The sequence below is a fragment of the Sphingomonas pokkalii genome (assembly GCF_003096275.1).
Lineage (GTDB): Bacteria > Pseudomonadota > Alphaproteobacteria > Sphingomonadales > Sphingomonadaceae > Sphingomonas > Sphingomonas pokkalii.
Genome location: NZ_QENQ01000001.1, coordinates 884,475 through 903,757, shown reverse-complemented (window position 1 = coordinate 903,757; position 19,283 = coordinate 884,475). Strand labels below are relative to the sequence as shown.

17 protein-coding genes are annotated in these 19,283 nt (G+C 64.8%); 3 read left to right on the top strand and 14 right to left on the bottom strand.

Annotated elements, in window-relative coordinates; translation table 11 throughout:
• Window positions 1-9: 9 nt before the first annotated feature.
• Complete coding sequence (locus DD559_RS04130; protein WP_240610116.1) at window positions 10-603, bottom strand: TetR/AcrR family transcriptional regulator; 594 nt, start codon at window positions 601-603, stop codon at window positions 10-12.
• A gap of 231 nt (window positions 604-834) precedes the next feature.
• Entirely contained in the window at window positions 835-1,479 is a 645-nt protein-coding gene (locus DD559_RS04125) for a glutathione S-transferase family protein (protein WP_165830969.1), read from the bottom strand.
• 368 nt (window positions 1,480-1,847) lie between these two features.
• Here DD559_RS04125 and DD559_RS04120 point away from each other — a divergent pair, with 368 nt between their 5' ends.
• Together DD559_RS04120 and DD559_RS04115 are read left to right on the top strand one after the other, a co-directional pair.
• Window positions 1,848-3,461 carry a GMC family oxidoreductase gene (locus DD559_RS04120; protein WP_116468064.1) on the top strand — a complete coding sequence of 538 codons (1,614 nt, stop codon included), beginning with the start codon at window positions 1,848-1,850 and terminating at the stop codon, window positions 3,459-3,461.
• Window positions 3,462-3,515: 54 nt separating this feature from the next.
• Window positions 3,516-4,625, top strand: a complete 1,110-nt coding sequence (locus DD559_RS04115) for a helix-turn-helix transcriptional regulator (RefSeq protein WP_116468063.1) — start codon at window positions 3,516-3,518, stop codon at window positions 4,623-4,625.
• Here DD559_RS04115 and DD559_RS04110 read toward each other — a convergent pair.
• The 6 genes from DD559_RS04110 to DD559_RS04085 all read right to left on the bottom strand — a co-directional run bounded on the left by DD559_RS04110 (window position 4,617) and on the right by DD559_RS04085 (window position 11,146).
• The gene (locus DD559_RS04110) at window positions 4,617-5,369 is read right to left on the bottom strand and encodes a 3'(2'),5'-bisphosphate nucleotidase CysQ (protein ID WP_116468062.1); all 753 of its coding nucleotides are present in this window, start codon (window positions 5,367-5,369) and stop codon (window positions 4,617-4,619) included. The two genes, DD559_RS04115 and DD559_RS04110, sit on opposite strands and share 9 nt — an antisense overlap.
• Complete coding sequence (gene cysN, locus DD559_RS04105) at window positions 5,366-7,303, bottom strand: sulfate adenylyltransferase subunit CysN (RefSeq protein WP_116468061.1); 1,938 nt, start codon at window positions 7,301-7,303, stop codon at window positions 5,366-5,368. The genes DD559_RS04110 and cysN overlap by 4 nt, the downstream gene beginning before the upstream one ends.
• A 91-nt stretch (window positions 7,304-7,394) precedes the next feature.
• Window positions 7,395-8,324 (bottom strand): sulfate adenylyltransferase subunit CysD, encoded by a 930-nt coding sequence (gene cysD, locus DD559_RS04100; protein WP_116468060.1) that lies wholly within the window; start codon window positions 8,322-8,324, stop codon window positions 7,395-7,397.
• A gap of 438 nt (window positions 8,325-8,762) precedes the next feature.
• The gene (locus tag DD559_RS04095; protein WP_116470707.1) at window positions 8,763-9,938 is read right to left on the bottom strand and encodes a DUF1214 domain-containing protein; all 1,176 of its coding nucleotides are present in this window, start codon (window positions 9,936-9,938) and stop codon (window positions 8,763-8,765) included.
• A 42-nt stretch (window positions 9,939-9,980) separates the two neighbouring features.
• On the bottom strand, window positions 9,981-10,772 hold the full coding sequence (locus DD559_RS04090) for an SDR family NAD(P)-dependent oxidoreductase (RefSeq protein WP_116470706.1): 792 nt from the start codon (window positions 10,770-10,772) through the stop codon (window positions 9,981-9,983).
• A 56-nt stretch (window positions 10,773-10,828) separates the two neighbouring features.
• Complete coding sequence (locus DD559_RS04085) at window positions 10,829-11,146, bottom strand: 2Fe-2S iron-sulfur cluster-binding protein (protein ID WP_116468059.1); 318 nt, start codon at window positions 11,144-11,146, stop codon at window positions 10,829-10,831.
• 389 nt (window positions 11,147-11,535) lie between these two features.
• Between DD559_RS04085 and DD559_RS04080 the strand changes: the two genes are divergently transcribed.
• Window positions 11,536-12,348: a sugar phosphate isomerase/epimerase family protein gene (locus tag DD559_RS04080; protein WP_116468058.1), complete on the top strand. Its 813-nt coding sequence runs from the start codon at window positions 11,536-11,538 to the stop codon at window positions 12,346-12,348.
• 110 nt (window positions 12,349-12,458) lie between these two features.
• Here DD559_RS04080 and DD559_RS04075 read toward each other — a convergent pair whose 3' ends face one another.
• The 6 genes from DD559_RS04075 to sucD all read right to left on the bottom strand — a co-directional run.
• Window positions 12,459-12,989 carry a VOC family protein gene (locus tag DD559_RS04075; protein ID WP_165830968.1) on the bottom strand — a complete coding sequence of 177 codons (531 nt, stop codon included), beginning with the start codon at window positions 12,987-12,989 and terminating at the stop codon, window positions 12,459-12,461.
• Window positions 12,979-14,115: a sulfotransferase family protein gene (locus DD559_RS04070; protein WP_116468057.1), complete on the bottom strand. Its 1,137-nt coding sequence runs from the start codon at window positions 14,113-14,115 to the stop codon at window positions 12,979-12,981. Before DD559_RS04070 ends, DD559_RS04075 begins: the two co-directional genes overlap by 11 nt.
• Before the next feature lie 2 nt (window positions 14,116-14,117).
• Complete coding sequence (locus DD559_RS04065) at window positions 14,118-15,131, bottom strand: zinc-dependent alcohol dehydrogenase (RefSeq protein WP_116468056.1); 1,014 nt, start codon at window positions 15,129-15,131, stop codon at window positions 14,118-14,120.
• Window positions 15,132-15,255: 124 nt separating this feature from the next.
• Entirely contained in the window at window positions 15,256-17,763 is a 2,508-nt protein-coding gene (locus DD559_RS04060; protein ID WP_116468055.1) for a TonB-dependent receptor, read from the bottom strand.
• A 45-nt stretch (window positions 17,764-17,808) separates the two neighbouring features.
• Window positions 17,809-18,516, bottom strand: coding sequence for a 2-oxo acid dehydrogenase subunit E2 (locus DD559_RS04055; protein ID WP_116468054.1), 708 nt, complete (start codon window positions 18,514-18,516; stop codon window positions 17,809-17,811).
• Window positions 18,517-18,552: 36 nt separating this feature from the next.
• Window positions 18,553-19,283: succinate--CoA ligase subunit alpha (gene sucD, locus DD559_RS04050; protein WP_240610115.1), on the bottom strand; the 731-nt coding region annotated here is incomplete at its 5' end.

The following is a 19,283-nucleotide window of genomic DNA, read 5'->3' as shown; positions in this document are numbered from 1 at the left end:
CGGAGACGGTCAACGCGTGGTCGGCGCGTCTCCCCACGGCCCCAGGGCGCGGCCGACCAGCTGTTCGATCAGCGACACGAGCTGTTCCTGCGGCGGCGCACCGTCGGGAAACAGCCATTCGCGCAGCAGAATGGACGAGGCGAGCATCCCGAAGGTCAGGCGGACGCCGAGCCCGAGGTCGAACGGCGGCGTTTCGCCCTGTTCCTCGTAGCGCTGGAGCTGCGCCTGGGTGGCGGCATCGAAAAACCCGAGCAGCCCGTTGAGCGACGGCGCACCCGTATCCTCCGAGCCTTCGTCCTTGCGCGAGATGACCGCGATGAACAGCTCACGGTTCCGCTCGATCATCTCATAGACCGCGGTGAAATTGTCGTGCTGCCCCGCCAGCCGTTCCTGCCGCGTATGGTGCTGCCCCAGAAAACCCTGCATCAACCGGTTGAAGGGCTGGGCGACCACCTCGTCGAACAGCGTCGCCTTGTCGCCGAAATAGCGGAACAGCAGTGTCTCCGAGACATCGGCCAGCCGGGCGATCTCGCGGGTGGTCGCCCCGCTATACCCCCGCGCCGCGAACAACTGCCGCGATGCTTCGCAGATCCGTTCGGTCACATCCTCTCGGGTTCGGCGTTTCCGGCGCACGCCGCCCCCCGGCGCCTGCGTTTGCGGGAGATTTTCAGTCGGGGTATCGATCGGCCTCTTCCTTTCCGCGAGTCACCGGCGCGCCGCGCCCTGGGCAGGCGGGCTGCGCGCGCCGTTCGGATCTGAATATGCCGCGCCAGCTATTGTCCATCCCTCCCGGATGCGCAAGCCGGCTGCCGCCCGCCCCGGCCGGTCGCCGCTTCAGCCCAGGAACGCGCGCAAGGCGGCTTCGGTCTCGTCCCAGATGCTGCCCATGTCCGGGTTGGTGCGGGCCTTGGCGACATAGCTGGAAAGCCGGGGGAACTCGGCCACCAGCTCGGGCAGATCGAAGATCCGGCCGACCAGCGTGCACAAGATCACGGTCGGCAGGAGGATACAGTCCGCCTTGCTTGCCTTGCCGCCCACGGCAAACGCCGCGTCGTCGATGAAATGCTCCACCAGCGTCAGCCCGTTGCGGAGCTGTGCCAGTTCGGCCGCCACCACGCCGGCATCGCGCGTTTCCGGCTTCATCTGGCGGAAGAGGCGCAGCGCTGCCGGCACGACATAGGATTCGGCGGTACGGACGGCATTGCGCACCCGAACCCGCTCCTGCGCGCCCGCGGGAAGGAGCGAGGGCTGGGGAACGCTGTCCTCCAGATAGTCGATGATCGTTTCCGATTCGGCGATGGCGGTCCCATCCGGCAGTACCAGTACCGGCAATTTCCCAATCGGGTTGATCGCAAGATATTCCGGCGAGCGCGTGCTTCCGCCCGGTGGCGGCGCCTGCTCATAGGGCACGCCCTTGAGGCGAAGCGCCAGGCTTACCCGCGCGGCGAAGGGAGAATGCGTGACGGCGTAGAGCTTCATGAAAGATTCCCCGGAAGGCCGGCCCCGCGCATCGGCGAGGCGGGCCGAGAATGATGGGATCCGTCGCGCACGGGAATGCTGCGTACCGCCTGGACGAATCGTCACCTGCCAGCGCAGGGACAGGTGCCGACCGCCAGGTCCGCGCGCCCGGTCCGTGCTGCACGGCGACCATGCCCGGATGGAACGCACAGACAAGCGCCGGCCCGCTGCAGCCCGAAACCAGCACATATGCGATAGCTGCTCCGCATGCCGTTCCCGACACCTCCGCCACAATCCGCGCGGCTGGATTATCAGGTCCGTGATCTTGCTTCGCGAGCAGGGCAAAGATCGCGCTTGCAAAGCAAGTGAACACTACACAGAAATCGCGCATGGGAGATTTCGACTATATCATCGTCGGCGCCGGCTCCGCTGGGTGCGTGCTTGCCGAGCAGCTTTCCGCCGATCCGGCGTGCCGTGTCCTGCTGGTGGAGGAAGGGCAGTCCGGCGACAGCTTCGTGGTCAACATGCCCAAGGGCTTCGGCAAGACGCTGACCGATCCGAACACCGCCCATTACTATCCCACGACGAACGCCCGCGAAGGTGGCGCCGGGCCCGAAGTCTGGCTCCGCGGGAAGATGCTGGGCGGCTCCAGCGGCGTCAACGGCATGGTATGGAACCGCGGCGTCGCAGCCGACTATGACCGGCTGGCGGAGCTCGCCGGCGAACAATGGTCGTGGGAGCATATGCTGCCTGTGTTCCGGTCGCTCGAAAACCACGCCAGCGGTGCCAGTGCCGATCGCGGCGTCGGCGGCCCGATCGAGGTGAAGTCGCATCCGGCGCCGTCGCCGCTGCTCAAGGCGTGGCTCGAAGCAGGCCGCGCGCTGGGCTTGCCGGTGAAGTCCGACCATTCCGATCCGCGGCAGGAAGGAATCGGCCCCTTGCAGTGGAACATCGATGCGAAGGGGCGCCGCGTTTCTGCCGCACGGGGCTTTCTCAAGCGGGCGCAGCATCGCCCCAACCTTCAGGTCGTCACCGGCGTGCGCACCGACCGGGTGCTGATCGAGCAGCGGCGCGTGACCGGCATCGCAGGCGTTCGCGGTGACGGCAGCCCCGTCCAGTTCGCTTGTGCCGGCGAAGTGATCCTCTCTGCCGGGGCGATCGGTTCGCCCCGCATTCTGCAGCTTTCCGGCATCGGCGCGGCGGAAGACCTCGATAGCGCCGGAATCCCGGTAACCCTCGACAGCCCCGGCATCGGCCATCATCTGCGCGAGCATGTGCTGGTGATGACGAACTGGCGGCTCAAGCACATGCGCGACAGCGTCAACAACCAGTTCGGCGGCGTGCGCCTGCTGGCGAATGTGGCGCAGCACCTCGCCGGCCGTAACAACATCATGAACTATGGCTCGTCCGAGGCGGCCGCGTTCGTCCGGGTCCTGGAAGAAAGCGAGCGGCCCGACAGCCAGCTGATGTTCGCGCCCTATACCATCGATCCCGGCAAGGGCATGGCGATGGAAACGGAGCCGGGCATGCAGATCTTCGCGATGACGCTCCGTCCGCGAAGCCAGGGCAGTGTGCGCGTCACCAGCCCCGATCCGGCCGCGATGCTCGCGATCGAACCCAATTATCTGTCCGACCCCTATGACCAGCGTGCCGCGATCGGCCAGTTCCGCTACGTCCGACGGCTGATGGCGCAGGCGCCGATTCAGCCCTTCCTGGTGGGCGAAACTGCGTTCTCCGCGCAGGCACAGAGCGACGAGGAGATCCTCGACCTGTTCCGGCGCTACGGATCTGCCGGCTACCACGCGACCGCCACGGTGCGCATGGGGAAGGACAATACCGCGCCGCTCGACGGCCGGCTGCGGCTGCGGGGCATCGAGGGCCTGCGGGTGATCGACTGTTCGGTTTTCCCCGAAATGGTCGCCGGCAACACCAACGCGCCGACGATGGGCATGGCGATGCGTGCGGCGCAGCTTCTCCGCGAGGATCGGCGCGCGTACAACTGAAGCGTGTGGCCGGTTCGGGCATGAACATCGTGCTGCGCATGGGGCCTGAGCGACGTGCAGCATCTATCGGCGAACCACCGCGAACTGTTCCTGCCGCTGGTCGACGGCATCCACGAGGACCCGCCCTGGGGCTTGTTCATGCGCAATCTGGTGGCACTGACCAATGCCCGCCGCGCCTTCATGACGATCGTGCTGGAAAATCGCGACTTCGCCCAGACCCCCACGGTCCTGCATGCGGCCGCCCCCCGCGCGGCGCACGAACCGCCGCTCGACTTCGAACGCATCCTGGCGCTGGGATTGTACCCCTATACCGCGTTGCGACCCGAACGCGTCTACGACCTCGATGAACTGCTGAACTATGACGATCCCGCCGCACTGCGGCGCCAGCGGGACGCATTGCATGCGATGAACATCAATCACGGGCGGTGGCTCCGGATTTCGGCGCGCGGGGCAGCCGATGCCTCGCTGTTCCTGGTGCGCGAGCGCGAGGATTTCTCGGCGCGTGCCAGCGCCGCGCTGAGCGCCCTTGCCCCGCTGATGGCATCGGCCCTGCGCGGACTGGCGGCGATCGCCGAGCAGCGGCTGCGGATCGCCCTGGCCGAAGATGCGCTGGCCCGCCTCGGCGCGGGGCAGCTCGCGTTCGACGCGGCCGGCCGGGTGATCGCCGCCGATGCCCTGTGCCGCGCCCTGCTGCCCTTTTCCTCGAGTCCGGATCCCGGCGTCGGGCAGCGGATGCAGCTCACGCCCGATGCGGCCCGCCTCTTGGAACACGCCTGTGGCAGCATCGCCAGCGGCGCATCGTCCGAGCAACTGGTTCTGCTCGATCCACACCAGTCCCTGTGGCTGTTGCTGCGCAAGGCCGATCTGGTGCTGCCCAGCCCGCATGCCGCACCCGTCGCGATCGGCACGCTGCGCATCGCGGGCCGCGGCGACGCGGACGCGGCAATCCGCCTGATCGCGAGCGTCTACGGGCTTTCGCCGCGCGAGGCCGCGCTCGCCCATGCGTTGACTCTCGGCGAACCGATCATCGATGCAGGCCTGCGCCTGGGCCTGACCGCCGAAACCGCGCGCAACTATTCCAAGCGCATCTACGCCAAGACCGGCGCGCGCGGGCAGAGCGACCTGGTCCGCATCCTGCTGAACGGCCTCGCCCCGCTATGCTGAGACGGCCGCCACCGCCTCCAGCACCATCGCCGCATGTTCCTTCCGGCACACCAGCAGGTCCGGCAGATAGCTGTCGTGCTGATTGTAGACGAGCGGACTGCCGTCGATCCGCGAGCAATGCAGGCCATGGGCCAGCGCCACGGCCACCGGCGCACAGGAATCCCATTCGAACTGCCCGCCCGAATGGAGATAGATGTCCGCCTCGCCCAGGATCACGCTCATCGCCTTCGCGCCTGCGCTGCCCATCGGCACCAGCTCCGCACCGATCGCCTCGGCGACGGCGACGGCTTCCCGCGCCGGCCGTGTTCGGCTGACGACCATGCGGAGCGTGGAGGGCGGCGCCGGCACGGTGCGCGGCTGATCCGTGCGGAGCACGACTCCGGCGCCGGGCAGCGCCACCGCGCCCACGCTGGCGACGCCGTCCACGGCGAGGCCGACATGCACCGCCCAGTCGGCGCGCGCCTCGCCATATTCGCGCGTGCCGTCGACGGGATCGACGATCCACGTCCTCGATCGAGTCAGGCGATCGAGATTGTCCTTCTCCTCTTCGGACAGCAGCCCGTCCTCGGGCCGCTGTTCGCGTAGCGCATGCACCAGAAACTGGTTGGCGGTGGCGTCCCCCGCCTTGCCCAATTTCTTCGCGCTGAAGGCCGCGCTGTCGCGCACCAGCAGGAGCAACCTGCCGGCGCAATCCGCAAGATGCGCGGCAAGCGCGGCGTCCTGGTCGAAGGCGGCACCGATCATGCCTGCTCTCCGATCAACAGCGATACGATGCGCTGCGCCGCCGCTTCCGGACTCTCCACCGTGGTGTCGATCCGGATTTCAGGGTTTTCCGGCGCTTCATAGGGGCTGTCGATGCCGGTGAAGTTCTTGAGCTGCCCGGCGCGGGCCTTGCGATACAGCCCCTTCACGTCGCGGCGCTCGGCTTCCTCCAGCGGCGTGTCGACGAAGATTTCGAGGAACTCGCCTGCATTTGCCATGTTGCGCACCATCTCGCGCTCGGCACGGAACGGGCTGATGAATGCGGTGAGCACGATCAGACCCGCATCCGTCATCAGCTTCGCCACTTCGCCGGCGCGCCGGATATTCTCGATACGGTCGGCTTCGGTGAAGCCCAGATCCTTGTTGAGGCCGTGCCGGACATTGTCGCCGTCGAGCAGGAAGGTGTGCTTGCCAAGCGCATGGAGCTGCTTCTCGACGAGATTGGCAATGGTCGACTTGCCCGATCCGGAAAGCCCGGTGAACCACAACAGCCGCGGCTGCTGGTTCTTGAGCGCCGCATGCGCCTCCCGGCTGACGTCCACCGACTGCCAATGCACATTCTGCGCCCGGCGCAGGCTGAAGTGGAGCATGCCCGCAGCGACGGTGGCATTGGTGATCTTGTCGATCAGCACGAAGCCACCGAGCATATGCCCTTGCGCATAGGGTTCGAACACCAGCGGCTTGTCGGTCGCCAGTTCCGCAACCCCGATCGCATTCAACTCCAGCGTCTTGGCGGCGAGATGCTCGAGCGAGTTGACGTCGACGACATATTTGGGCGGCTGGATCGTTGCCGAGACGGTCTTCGTCGCGAGCTTCAGCCAATAGGCGCGGCCCGGCAGCATCGGCTCGTCGTCGAGCCAGACCAGCGTCGCCTCGAACTGGTCGGCGGCCTGCGGCGGCTGGTCGGCCGTGGCAATGACGTCGCCGCGCGAGCAATCGACCTCGTCGGCAAGGCACAACGTGGCATATTGCCCGGCGACCGCCTGATCGAGATCGCCGTCCAGCGTGACGATCCGCGTGACCGTGCTGGTCTTGCCCGAAGGCAGCACGCGGATCGCGTCGCCCGGCCGTACCGTCCCGGTGGCGACCAGCCCGGAAAAGCCGCGAAAGTCCAGATCGGGCCGGTTGACCCATTGCACCGGCATGCGGAACGGCCGCTCGGCGTCCGCGGACGCGGCAATATCCACCGTCTCGAGGTGCTCGACTAGCGACGGGCCGGTGTACCAGGGCGTGTTGGAGGACGGGGCGGTGATGTTGTCGCCCTTGAATCCCGAGATCGGAATGGCGGTGAAGTCTTCGATCCCGATCGAGCGGGCGAATGCGGCATAGTCGCGGACGATCGCATCGAACACGGCCGCATCGTAGCCGACCAGGTCCATCTTGTTGACCGCCAGCACGATGTTGCGAATGCCGATCAGATGGCAGAGATAAGAGTGTCGGCGCGTCTGGACGAGCACGCCCTTGCGCGCATCGATCAGGATCACCGCAAGGTCGGCGGTGCTCGCGCCGGTCACCATATTGCGCGTATACTGCTCGTGGCCGGGGCAATCGGCGACGATGAACTTGCGCTTTTCGGTGTTGAAGAACCGATAGGCGACGTCGATGGTGATCCCCTGCTCGCGCTCGGCGGCGAGCCCGTCCACCAGCAGCGCGAAGTCGATCTCCGCACCTTGCGTTCCGACCTTCTTGGAGTCCGCCTGGAGCAGCGCGAGCTGATCCTCGAAGATCATCTTCGAATCGTAGAGCAGCCGGCCGATCAGCGTCGACTTGCCGTCATCTACCGAACCGCAGGTGATGAAGCGCAACATCGTCTTGCGCTGGTGCGTGTCGAGATAGGCATCGATGTCTTCCGCGATGAGCGCGTCGGTAACATAGGCGGCTTCCGCGCCGCCCGATTGCACGTTGATCTGGTCCATGGTCTGAGTCCTGCCCTGTGTTCCCGCATCGTGGGGAACGGCGTTGCCTGTCGGCGGGATCGTCTCTGATCGGCGCGTCGGGCGCCGCGTTTCAGAAATATCCCTGCTGCTTCTTCACTTCCATGCCGGCGCCGCCGGCATCCTTGTCGATCACCCGCCCCTGGCGTTCGCTGGTGGTGGTGAGCAGCGTTTCCTGGATCACCGCGGAAAGCGTCTTCGCCGTGCTTTCGACCGCGCCGGTGAGCGGGAAGCAGCCCAGCGTGCGGAACCGGATCGAGCGCTCCGTGATCTTCGGGCGATAGCCGAGCACCTTTTCGAGCCGCGCGATGTCGTCGGCCATGAACAAGCCGCCCTCCCACTCGAACGTCGGCCGCACGTCCGCGAAATATAGCGGAACGATAGGAACGTCGTTCAGCTGGATATATTGCCAGATATCGAGCTCGGTCCAATTCGATATCGGGAATATCCGGATGGATTCGCCCTTGTTCTTGCGGGCATTGTACAGGTTCCACAGTTCCGGCCGCTGGTTCTTGGGATCCCAGCCATGCGAAGCGGTGCGGAAGGAAAAGATGCGCTCCTTCGCCCGGCTCTTCTCCTCGTCGCGCCGGGCGCCGCCAAAGGCCGCATCGAAACCATATTTGTCGAGCGCCTGCTTCAGGCCTTCGGTTTTCCAAAGGTCGGTATGCAATGCGCCATGGTCGAAGGGATTGATCCCGCGAGCAGCCGCTTCGGGGTTCTGATAGACGATCAGTTCCATGCCGCTTTCGGCCGCCATCCGATTGCGCAGCGCATACATCGCCTGGAACTTCCATGTCGTGTCGACGTGCAGCAGCGGAAAGGGCGGTGGCGAAGGGTAGAAGGCCTTGCGCGCCAGATGCAGCATGACGGCGCTGTCCTTGCCGACCGAATAGAGCATCACCGGATTGGTGGCCTCCGCCACCACTTCGCGCATGATGTGAATCGCTTCGGCCTCGAGACGTTCGAGATGGGTCAGAATCCTTCGGTTTGCATGCGTGCTCATGAGTCAGAACTTCGTTGTTACATCCAGTGTCTTCGGGATGCCGCGCGGTGCATCGGCACGATGCTCCCATTTGGGAGCATCACGGTGCCGGTCGCATGAGCGCCACCTTCGCCACTGCCTGCAAGTTTGCACGAAACTTGACATAACTATTTGTTTTATTTTTCATATTTTAGCAGCAACAGAATGCAGCACAGCGCGGAACCGCCCGATCGCTTCCCGTCATATCAGAACCATGATGACCGAATGGTCGAGCGCGCGCAGAGAACGAACCTGGAACGCAGCGTCGCCTCCAGCAGGCGAAAGAGCGCCGTAGGGAGCGTGGCGGGTATCCAGCCGACAGCAAGCGAGGGATGCCCAGGGGGCACCCCTCGCACTTCCGTCTCGTTCAGGCGGGAAAAGCACGGCCGCTCGGGCCGGACGCAGTGCCGGGAAGCGGCGCTACCATTTCCGCCGCAGCTGGTTGCCGATCAGGCGCTGCCGCAGCTGCGCCTCGCGTGCCTCCGGCGTCGCCCGGGCGGATCGGGTGCCGAGATACGCAGCGACATCCGCGAGCTTCATCTTGCGAACCTCGGGCGTCGGCGTCGACGAACAGCGATACCAGCGGCCGATCAGCATGCCGTAGAGGTTGCCGCCCGTGTCCAACCAGTTGAGAAATCCGGGATCGGTATGCGCCAGGACGGCGCGGAACGTGCCGTCCGTGTCGATCGTGGCGGTATGGCCGTTCAGGCTGCTCTGGCGATAGGGGATATCCACCTGGTTCCACAGCCCGTCGATCACCTGGACGTTCCAGTAGGTCTGGATCTCGGGCAACGCGCTTTCGATCACCAGCGCTTCATCCGGGCCAATGTCGAACACCGTTTCGAAATAGGCCTGCGGCCAGTCTTCACCGTTGCCCATCTCCTGGAAGGTGTGGATGTGCATCTTGTTGACGAAGCCGCCGTCATGGGTTCGGCGGATTTGCGCGAGTGCGACGCGGCTCACGTCGCGCGCATAGGCGAAGAGCCTGCGCAGCCGCGCGTCGACCTCGTCGGCGCTGAGCCGCGCCTTGAGGCCCGCCGGCCGGTCGAGCCGCTCGATCGCGACGCGGGCGTCCTGCTCGCGCCCCCAGTCATAGGAGAATTGCCGCAGCATCAGGAAATCGGACTGCGGATCCAGATGCAGCCAGTCGCCGTCATAGCCGGCCGGTCGCTCCGCGCTGAAGATCACCGAGAATTTGCCCTCGGCATCCAGCGTGAGATCATTGGCGTCGTAATTGCCGAAGCCCTTGCCCATTTTCAGCCCGTCGGTACCGAACATCTTGTTGCCGGTCGCGAAGCCCACCACCGGCGCGTTGCCGCGCTCTCCGGTCACGCGGTAGGTGCCGGCGCCGTCCAGGCTCGCCACATAATAGATCGAATCGGGATTCGGCTGCAGCAGGAAGCCCGAATTCAGATAGGGAACGAACTCGGGATAGCGCGGGTCGCTCGCCATCAGCAGAAAATAGGCTTGCGACAAATTCATCGAAATCTGCCGATACAGATCGGCACGCAGCTGCTCGTCGACGGGCGCCGTCGCATCTGCCAGAATGTTCCCGGCAGACTTCAGCAAGTCGACATATTCTGACCAGTTCTGCATCGCCATTGGTTCCATCCCTCGTTCAAGGTCGTCGAATTCGCGTCATCCCTGCTGCATGGCCGCGCGTTGAATCTCCGCAGCCGTCGGGTTCCGCCGCAGGGTAAGGCCGCCGGTCACATGGAAGGTCTGGCCGGTCATGAAACACTCGTCGCCGGCCACGAACACCGCGGCGTTCGCGATATCCTCCACCGTTGTGATCCGGCCGAGCGGATATTCGCGGACAAAGGCTTCGACGATCGCCGGGGTGAACATGTCGCCCAGAATCGGCGTTTCGGTCAGGCCGGGAGAGATGATGTTGGCGCGGATGCCATATTGGCCATATTCGTTCGCGACGGCGCGGGTCATTTGGTTGAGCCCCGCCTTCGCGCCCATATAGGCAGCGTGTTTTTCGAACATGATGTCGGCGACCGCCGACGAGATGTTGACGATGGCCCCGCCCCCCGCGGCCTTCAGGGCGCCGATGGCGGCCTGCATGAACCAGATGCCGCCCTTGAAGATGATCGCGAGCATCTCGTCGATCTCGGCCTCGGTCATCGCCTCGAAGTCGCCATATTGCGCGGTGGCGGCGGCGTTGACGGCGATGTCCACCTTGCCGAAGCGCGCCTGGGCCTCGCGGAACAGCGCCATCACCTCGTCCTTGCGCGCCACATTGGCGGGTATCGCCACCGCCCCCGTCGCCGCGGCGAATGCCTCCAGTCCGGCCGCCGACCGGCCCGACACGACGACGCTGGCGCCTTCCGCGATAAACCGGCGCGCGATCGCCTGCCCCATATTGCCTTCGCGCGTCGCCCCCATGACGATGGCGACCTTGCCCGATAAGCTTTCCTTGCGCATTTTCATGCTCCGCGATCCAGTGAATTTCGTTGGTGTGCGCGCCGCCGCAGCCGCGATCATCCAGCCTCCGCGATGCGCACCCGCAGCCCGTCCAGCGCCTGGCTGAACACCAGCTGGCACGACAGGCGCGACTGCGCGGTACGATTGGCGGAACTATCGAGCAGATCGCTCTCGTCGTCGGAAATCGGCTGCAACCGATCGGCGAACGCCTCGTCGACATAGACATGGCAGGTGGCGCAGGAGCAGCAGCCGCCGCACAAGGCCTGCAGGTCGGCAAAGCCGTTGTCGCGGATGATTTCCATCACCGTGCGGCCGCTCTCGGCCTCGACCAGTCGCTCCTCGCCCGCAAGATTGGTGACCTTCAACGTCGGCATTTCCGCTCCTCGCGCAGCATCTCCGGGCGTGCGGTGCGCACCCGGGATCACATGCTCGCGGGGTCGTCGGCTGGATTGCGACGCCCCGCGCTTTCGCATCGTCGTCGTCGATCGCGGAGCGCCTGTCCACGCGCCCCGGCGAATATCAGCCATCGGATAGCTGCCACGCCGCCGCCGCCAAACCGCCGCGGCGCGCAGGTCGGGCACCGAACCCACCCCGTCGCACCCAAAGCTCCACGGATGTGATTGGTCCGGCGCGGCGCCGGATCGCCATGACTTCCGTTGCGACACGAGACTACACCTTGGCGCTGAGACGTGCAGCCGGCCCGAACCATATCCACGGGACAGTCGGGAAGGTCCATGCGCGCACCACAAGCGGAGGGGACAGGATGCGCAAGCTGGGCCTGGAATTTTTGGGCGTCTTCGGACTATCGCCCGTCGATCTCGTTCATCTCGCAGCCGATCTCGACTGTCAGTTCATCGGCACGGTACCCGCACCGCTACCGTTCAACCCGGAGGGCTATGCGCCCTGGAACCTGCTCGAGGATGCGGCGCTGCGCCGGGAGCTCAAGGCGGCGCTCGCGGATACGGGCATCGAATTGCTGCTGGGGGATGGCAACGCCTTCCTGCCCGGCGTCGACGCCCGGGAAAGCCTGGCGCCGCACCTCGACCTCTATCACGACCTGGGCGTCCGCCGGGCCAATTCCATCAGCTTCGATCCCAGCCTGGAACGCACGCACGACCAGTTCGCGATCTTCGCGGAAATGGCCGTCGAACGGGACATGCTGCCCACGATCGAGTTCTGCCCGATTTCGGTAATCGATACGCTGGAGGCTGGGGTAAACATCGTCCGCCACGCGGGCGGCGCTGCCCGGCTGCTGATCGATGCGATGCACTTCTTCCGCTCCGGATCGAGCCTGGAACAGCTGACCGAGGTGGCGGACCTGGTCTCGCACATCCAGCTTTCCGACGTGCCGCGCGCGCCGGCCTGCGAAGACTATCTCGAGGAGGCGATGTACGAGCGGAGGATCCCCGGCGACGGTGAGGCCCCGCTCGTACAGATCCTGTCGATCCTGTCGCACGTCGAAGCCATCGGCATGGAGGTGCCGTTGCGCGCGCTTGCCGAACAGGGCGTCGGCCCGCACGAGCGGATGGCGCGCTGCGTGGCAGGCGCACGAAGGACGATCGCGGCGGCCGATTGACGGACGGGCATCGCGGCCCGCGCCGCGACCCTCGCGCGGCCTCACCGCCCGTCGCGATCAACGCCCCAGCGACCGCCTTCGTCTTCTCCTCCATCCCCGGAACCGGGATATCAGTTTGCCGCCACGTTTTCGAAGAACGCCTTGCCGTCCGCGTTCGGCAGGACAAATTCCAGATAATGGCCAAGCTCGGCAGCGTAGACATAGGCATAGCGGATGAAGCCGGAATCGCCGGACATCACGATCGGCCTTCCCTCTTCCGCAAGCTTCTGCAGCAGATCGGCCCATTCCCGCTCGTTCCGCACGAAGTAGCCGTTATGGTGAAATCGGATGTCGGCGCCCTCGGGAAGCCAGGTCGCGTGCAGTTCCAGGCCCGGCCCACGCGCCTCGATCAGTTCGATCATCTGCCCGGCGCACCAGGCGAGCGCGATCCGCAGCGTCGCGCCGCCGTCGAGCGGCGGCACCGGCACCATCGTGAATTTCCGCACCCCGAAGGATGCGCCGATTTGCTCCATCGCCGCGTCCAGGTCGCGCACGACATAGGCATTCTGGAACAGTTCGAGGCCCAGCGAGCCGGCGGCAGGCGCCACGGCAGGCGGGCGGCGGACGACGATCCGATCGTCGTGCGGGAGATCAGAGGGCATAGCGCTGCACATAAGGCTTGAAGGGTTCCACCAAGGGGTCGTCGCGGTCGAGACGGTCGTAGCTATGCCCTTCGCCTCCCGACTCCGCATTCCGGTCCGCCCATTCGCGCATCGCGCGCTCCGCCTCCGCCGACAAGTTCAGGCCGAACGTGCCGTAGATCCGATGGACCACGCCCAGCGGGTCGCGCCGGATATCCTGTTGCAGCACGTTGACGAAGCGATCGGGATGGCGATCCTGCGCCGCCATCGTCCGGCGCACGCCTTCCGCCCAAAAGGCGGCTTCGCGTTCCAGGCGGCGCGCCCGGTTGATGCTCTTGCCGGTCACGGCGGTCATGAAATTGTCGAGCAGATTGACCACCGATCCCAAGGATGCGGCGGGATGCCGGTGCGTCTGCACCACAAGGGCGTCGGGAAAGACCGCCAGCAGCGCGTGGATGCCGAAGACATGGCTGGGATTCTTGAGGAGCCAGCGACGATCGTCGTTCAGCCCGACAAGCCGGAGAACATCCTTGTACCGCCGATAGGACGCCGTCTCATCCGCGGTCAGCAGCCAGCGATCGTAGCGCGGCAGGTCCAGTTGCGAAGGAAAGGAGTTGGAACAGAAGCTCTGCGCCATCGGCACCAGGCATTCGTCGACATCGTCGGGACGTACCCCGTGCGCGAGCATCGCCTGGGGCGCCAGCGCCGTCATCTGCTCGACCGCGGCCACACAGGCCCGATATTGCGGGTGCGATTCCCAGGTTTCGCGTGCCGGGCGCACCAGCGGCGCATCGCACAGCCATTTCTCGATGCCCTGGAACTGCGGATCCTGGCTGAGAAGATTGTAGAGCGCGGTGGTGCCGGTGCGCGGGACGCCGATGACGATGAGCGGCGCAACGATCGCGCGGCGCGCAAATTCTGGATGCGCCTTCCACTGCGCTTCGGTCTTCAGGCGCGAAACCAGCGTCTCGACGACAAGGCCTTCCGCTGCAGCCACTTCCATCGGGCCCAGCCAGCCTTCGTCGAGCGATTCCAGCAAGACGCGCAGCCCGTCATGATAGTCCGTCCCGCCAAAATCCGTCAGCCCGGTTTGATCGGTCGCACGCGCGTGCAGCGCTTCGAAACGCGCTTCCACTTCTGTCGTCATCCTCAGCTCCACGGATCGATCTGCAACTTGCCGCTGCCGCCTTTGCCATTGCGAAAATCCTCGAAGGCCGCCGATGCCTGTTCCATCCCGACGACGGTGCTCACCAGCGAGCGTGCCAGCACCGCGTCCTTGTCGATCGCATCGGCACAAGCGGCGAAATCCTCGCGCGTGAACGTGGTGGACCAGCGGATCGTCACGTCCTTGATCATCGCCATGCCGGGGATGATCGTGTCCGGCTGCAGACAGAAGCCCAGCCCGATGATCGTGCCGCCCGGGCGCACCAGATCGATCGCGCGTCCCACCACGCCGGGGACGCCGGCAGCTTCGAACACGATGTCGGGGGCACCGCCCAGGATGGCGCGAATCTCCTCGCCCGCGCTGTCCTTTTCCACCACGAACTTGTCGCCGCCCATGGACTCCGTCAGCGTCCTGCGCCGATCGCTGGACGCGAGCATGACGACATTTTCCACGCCGCGCTTGCGCAACCAGAACAGCACCGAAAGCCCGATCGGCCCGGGGCCGATGATGACGATTTTCGCATCCCTTTGCACATCGGACAGGCGGACGGCACGACAACCGACAGCGAAGGGCTCGACCAGCGCGCTGTCCGCCAGGCTCATCGTCGCGGGCAGCTTGGTCGCGCCCCGGGCGCTGACGCGGGCATATTCGGCGAGGCCATGCGCATAGCCGACATATTGGTTGGTACACAAAAGGTCGATGCCGCTCTTGCAGCCTTCGCATTGGCCGCAGCCGACGACCGTCATCGCGGCGATGCGGTCGCCCACCGCCAGGCGATCGACGTTCTTTCCGACGGCGACCACCTCACCGCCATATTCATGGCCAAGCTGGCTTCCCGCCGGCAGCACGAAGCCATGGCCGCTGGTGGCGTGCACGTCGGTTCCGCAGACGCCGCAACGTGCCACCCGGATGACGACCTCGCCCTCGCCGGGTTCGGGGTCGGGTATGGTTTCGAGCGCGAGCGGTTCGCCCGGCGATCTGAACAGCAATGCACGCATGTCGTCACCCTTTCCAAGAAACGATGGCCGGCCCGCGCGGCCGTGCGCTGGGCCGCGCGGATCGGTGGGTGCCCGCCCCCGGCCGCCACGCGCGCAACGCGGCGGCCGGATTGCGGGCTATGGTTCAGAACTCGATGGTCGCGGAAGCGCCGAAGGTACGCGGCGCACCGAACAAGGCGGTGGAATAGCCGAACGCCTGGAATTGCGCGTTCTGGAAGGTGATATATTCCTTGTCGAAGATGTTCCGCACCCACAATTGCCCGCTGACCGGCGAACCCAGGACGTGCTTCCAGTTGAGCGAGGCGCTGGCGAGGAAATAGCCTTTCAGCTCATTATACTTCTGCCCGAACGAGGCGTTGTAGGGCGCGAAGACGTTGGTCTGGCTGATCGTGCTCGTATAATAGCCGGAGATCGTCGTGGAGAGTACGCCCGACTTGGGATCTACCGGCCACTCATAGGTAATGGCGGCGTTGACCTGATGCTTCGGCGTCTGGGCTGGCGTAGCGCCACTCAGGTCGACTGCCGGCACCAGCGTGGCACCGGTTTTTCCGTCTCCGTTGCCCCCGACGGCAGGGAACCGGAAATCCTTGAACTCTGCGTGGATGTAGTTGTAGCTTCCATCCAGCGTCAGGTGCGGAAGAGGCGAGTATCGCGCCTCGAGATCCAGGCCATAGACCTCCAGCTTCGCCGCATTGAAAACGCCATATGCGGAGAATCCGTCGTCATAGTTGGCGTTGTAGTTGACTTGCTTGTTCGTCGTCCGACCGTAATAAACGGCGACGTTGGTACGAACCGGTCGACCACCAAGGCGCCAGTCCGCTTTCAAGCCGCCCTCGAACATCGTCGTGGTTTCGGGCTCGAAGAAAGGCACCTCGCGGATCGTGAAGTTCGTGCCGCCAGCGAGATAGCCGTGGCTGGCCTTGATATAGGCGAGGACGTCGCGGCTGAACTTGTTGGTCAGGACGATGTTCCAGCTCGGCGCCTTGAAGCTCTTGGCGCGTCTGGCGAAGCATAGATCCAGATTCTTGTCGGCATATCCCGCCAGCGCCAGAGCCGTACAGGGAACCGCCGCGTCGGGGAGGAATTTCGGGCCGACGATCGGCAGAATACCATTGGCCTGCGAAGCCGAAACGCGGGACGAGACGTGATCCCAGTTGTACCGAACGCCACCGGAAATGCCGAGTGTTCTGGTGATGTCGAACTCACCATTGAAATACACAGCCTTCGAATTGATCTTGTGCCGCTCGTAATTCCGTATGACGGTCACCAGCGGCGCTCCGAAGAATGCCTCGTACAGCGACTGCACCGCGTTGACATTGATACCCTGCGTCTTGTCCTGCAGGGATATGTATCCGCCCAAGCTCAAGCGAAGCCGGTTTTCCAGGGCCGAGTATCGCAGGGTAACGTCATCGTTCCACTGATCGATCTTCGTATTGTTGTAGACGTTGACGATGTAGAGGGCCGTTCCACTGGGCTCTTCCGACGTCGTGTTGTTATCGTGCCGAAATCCGATGACGTTTCGGAACGTAAGATTGTCCGAAACATCGATGTTCACGCGATGCTGAACACCGTACAGATCGGACTTTCCAAAGGACGGCGTCTGGATACCCGAAGGGTTCGGCCCCATATACACGGTGCTCCGATTGCCCGTCCGTCCCCCGAGCAAGGCAGGATTGACGCCCAAGGCGCTGGGACCGAAGGCGAGGGGAACGTAGCCGGGCTGCGCTTCGTCGCGATTATAGTAATCGACGATCAACACGCTTTCGACCGGGCCGCTGCGCATCAGCATCGTGCCGCGGAGCGAATAATGGTTCTCGTTGGACAGGCGGTCGGGAACGGCGCCCGCGCCGACAGGATTGTTCACATACCCGTCGCGCTTGACGTAATTTCCGGCGACGCGAAACGACAGCACGTCGTTCACCGGCAAGTTGACGACGCCTTCGAGCTCCCGCCGATTATAGTTCCCGTATCCGGCCTTGAGATAGCCTTCGACGTCCTTCGTGGGCAGGTTGGTGCGGACCGTGATCGTGCCCCCTGTCGTGTTGGTGCCGAACTGGGTGCCCTGCGGTCCCTTGAGAACCTCCACGGTCGAAACGTCGTAAAACGCATTGACCATTCCGACCGTCGAGATCAGCGGAACGTCGTTGAAGTAGAGCGCGACGCCGCCATCGATGCCGATTTCGGTCGCGGTGCCTCGGATGGCGAATACCGGCGATCCCCCGGTAGCGTTGTTCGAAATCGTCAGCCCAGGCGTCACCAACTGCAAGTCCTGGACGTTCAGGACGACCTTCCGGGCGATATCCTTGCTGTCCAGGGCATTGACGGTGATAGGAAGCGATTGCGACGATTCCGCGATCTTGCGGGCTGTAACCACGATATCGTCGAGTTGATCCGACGAAGCACCGGGGGGCGCTTTCTGCGCAAGCGCAGGGTCCACCGCAGAGATCGCGGCGATCGTGGTAAGCGAGACAACAGCCAAATACCGAGCGTTCACACGCATCAGGGCCTCTCCTCTCCGATTATTTGTTCCGAAACTGCCGTTCGGATCGGGAGAGCGTATGGCGTTCCGGCCGCCCTTTCGACCTGCTAATTGTCGCAAGCAGGAGCAATCAGAAATGAGATTGTGACTCATCAGAAATGAGATTTGGACGCGATGTGCTGGGCTTCATGGGCCGCGTCAAAGCTTGTCGGGCGTGGCCACCAACTCGCCGAGGAAGCGGAGGAAGCGCGCGGCGTCCGCACCGTTGATCACGCGATGGTCGTAACTCAGCGACAGCGGCATCATCAGCCGGGGTTCGAACGCGCGCCCCGTCCAGACCGCCGCCTGCCGCGTGCGGGTAACCCCCAGGATCGCCACTTCCGGCTGATTGATGATCGGCGTGAACGCGGTACCGCCGATGCCGCCCAGCGAACTGATCGTCATGCAGCCGCCCGACATCGCGCTCATCGGCAGGCCCTTTTCCCGCGCCTGCGAGCTCAGTACCGCGATTTGGGCGGCGATTTCCGCCAGCGTCTTCGTATCGACGTCGCGCAGCACCGGCACCAGCAGGCCAGCCGGGCCGTCGACGGCGATGCCGACGTTGCAATATTTCTTGAGGATCAGCGTCTTTCCATCTTCGGAAAGCGATGCGTTGAATTGGGGAAAGGCCCGCAGCGCCAGTGCCAGCGCCTTGGCGAGATAGGCAAGCGGCGTGACCTTGACGGCAAGGCTCTTGCGATGCGCCTCCAGCGCCGTGACGTCGATGTCATCCTGGTGGGTGACGTGGGGGATCGCGTTCCAGCTCTGCGAAAGCCGGCGCGCGACGACCTTCTGGAAATTGCTGAGCGGCTGGGTTTCGATTTCGCCAAACGGCGTGAACTGATCCTCGAAGCGAAATTCCGTCATCGCGATGTCCCCCTCTTCAAACCTGGGCTGTTCGGGTCAGCCCTTGAGCACTTCCATAAGCGTCTCGCCGAGCAGCGAGGGGCTGGGGGAGACGCGGATGCCGGCGGCTTCCATGGCTGCGATCTTGTCTTCGGCGCCGCCCTGGCCGCCCGAGACGATCGCGCCGGCATGGCCCATGCGGCGGCCCGGAGGGGCGGTGCGGCCCGCGATGAAGCCGGCCATCGGCTTCTTGCGGCCACGCTTGGCCTCGTCGATCAGGAACTGGGCCGCTTCTTCTTCCGCCGAGCCGCCGATCTCGCCGATCATGATGATCGACTGGGTGGCTTCGTCGGCGAGGAACAGCTCGAGCACGTCGATGAAGTTGGTGCCGTTGACCGGGTCACCGCCGATGCCGACGGCCGTGGTCTGGCCCAGGCCCGCATTGGTGGTCTGGAACACCGCCTCATAGGTGAGGGTGCCCGAGCGCGACACGACGCCCACCGAGCCCTTGGAGAAGATCGAGCCCGGCATGATGCCGATCTTGCACTCGCCCGGCGTCAGCACGCCCGGGCAGTTCGGGCCGATCAGGCGCGACTTGGAACCGGAAAGCGCGCGCTTCACCTTCACCATGTCCAGCACCGGAATGCCTTCGGTGATCGCGACGATCAGCGGAATCTCGGCATCGATCGCCTCGAGGATCGAATCCGCCGCGAAGGGGGGCGGCACGTAGATCACGCTGGCATCGGCGCCGGTCTTGGACTTGGCTTCGGCGACCGTGTTGAACACGG

Bases quoted from the DNA above. Each gene is read 5' to 3' on its own strand.
- DD559_RS04085 (WP_116468059.1), bottom strand. From the start codon at position 11,146: ATGCCGACGTTGAAGGTCACCAATCTTGCGGGCGAGGAGCGACTGGTC.
- cysD (WP_116468060.1), bottom strand. From the start codon at position 8,324: ATGAGCACGCATGCAAACCGAAGGATTCTGACCCATCTCGAACGTCTC.
- DD559_RS04120 (WP_116468064.1), top strand. From the start codon at position 1,848: ATGGGAGATTTCGACTATATCATCGTCGGCGCCGGCTCCGCTGGGTGC.
- cysN (WP_116468061.1), bottom strand. From the start codon at position 7,303: ATGGACCAGATCAACGTGCAATCGGGCGGCGCGGAAGCCGCCTATGTT.
- DD559_RS04065 (WP_116468056.1), bottom strand. From the start codon at position 15,131: ATGCGTGCATTGCTGTTCAGATCGCCGGGCGAACCGCTCGCGCTCGAA.
- DD559_RS04055 (WP_116468054.1), bottom strand. From the start codon at position 18,516: ATGACGGAATTTCGCTTCGAGGATCAGTTCACGCCGTTTGGCGAAATC.
- DD559_RS04080 (WP_116468058.1), top strand. From the start codon at position 11,536: ATGCGCAAGCTGGGCCTGGAATTTTTGGGCGTCTTCGGACTATCGCCC.
- DD559_RS04110 (WP_116468062.1), bottom strand. From the start codon at position 5,369: ATGATCGGTGCCGCCTTCGACCAGGACGCCGCGCTTGCCGCGCATCTT.
- DD559_RS04060 (WP_116468055.1), bottom strand. From the start codon at position 17,763: ATGAGTCACAATCTCATTTCTGATTGCTCCTGCTTGCGACAATTAGCA.
- DD559_RS04075 (WP_165830968.1), bottom strand. From the start codon at position 12,989: ATGCCCTCTGATCTCCCGCACGACGATCGGATCGTCGTCCGCCGCCCG.
- DD559_RS04125 (WP_165830969.1), bottom strand. From the start codon at position 1,479: ATGAAGCTCTACGCCGTCACGCATTCTCCCTTCGCCGCGCGGGTAAGC.
- DD559_RS04070 (WP_116468057.1), bottom strand. From the start codon at position 14,115: ATGACGACAGAAGTGGAAGCGCGTTTCGAAGCGCTGCACGCGCGTGCG.
- DD559_RS04090 (WP_116470706.1), bottom strand. From the start codon at position 10,772: ATGCGCAAGGAAAGCTTATCGGGCAAGGTCGCCATCGTCATGGGGGCG.
- DD559_RS04095 (WP_116470707.1), bottom strand. From the start codon at position 9,938: ATGCAGAACTGGTCAGAATATGTCGACTTGCTGAAGTCTGCCGGGAAC.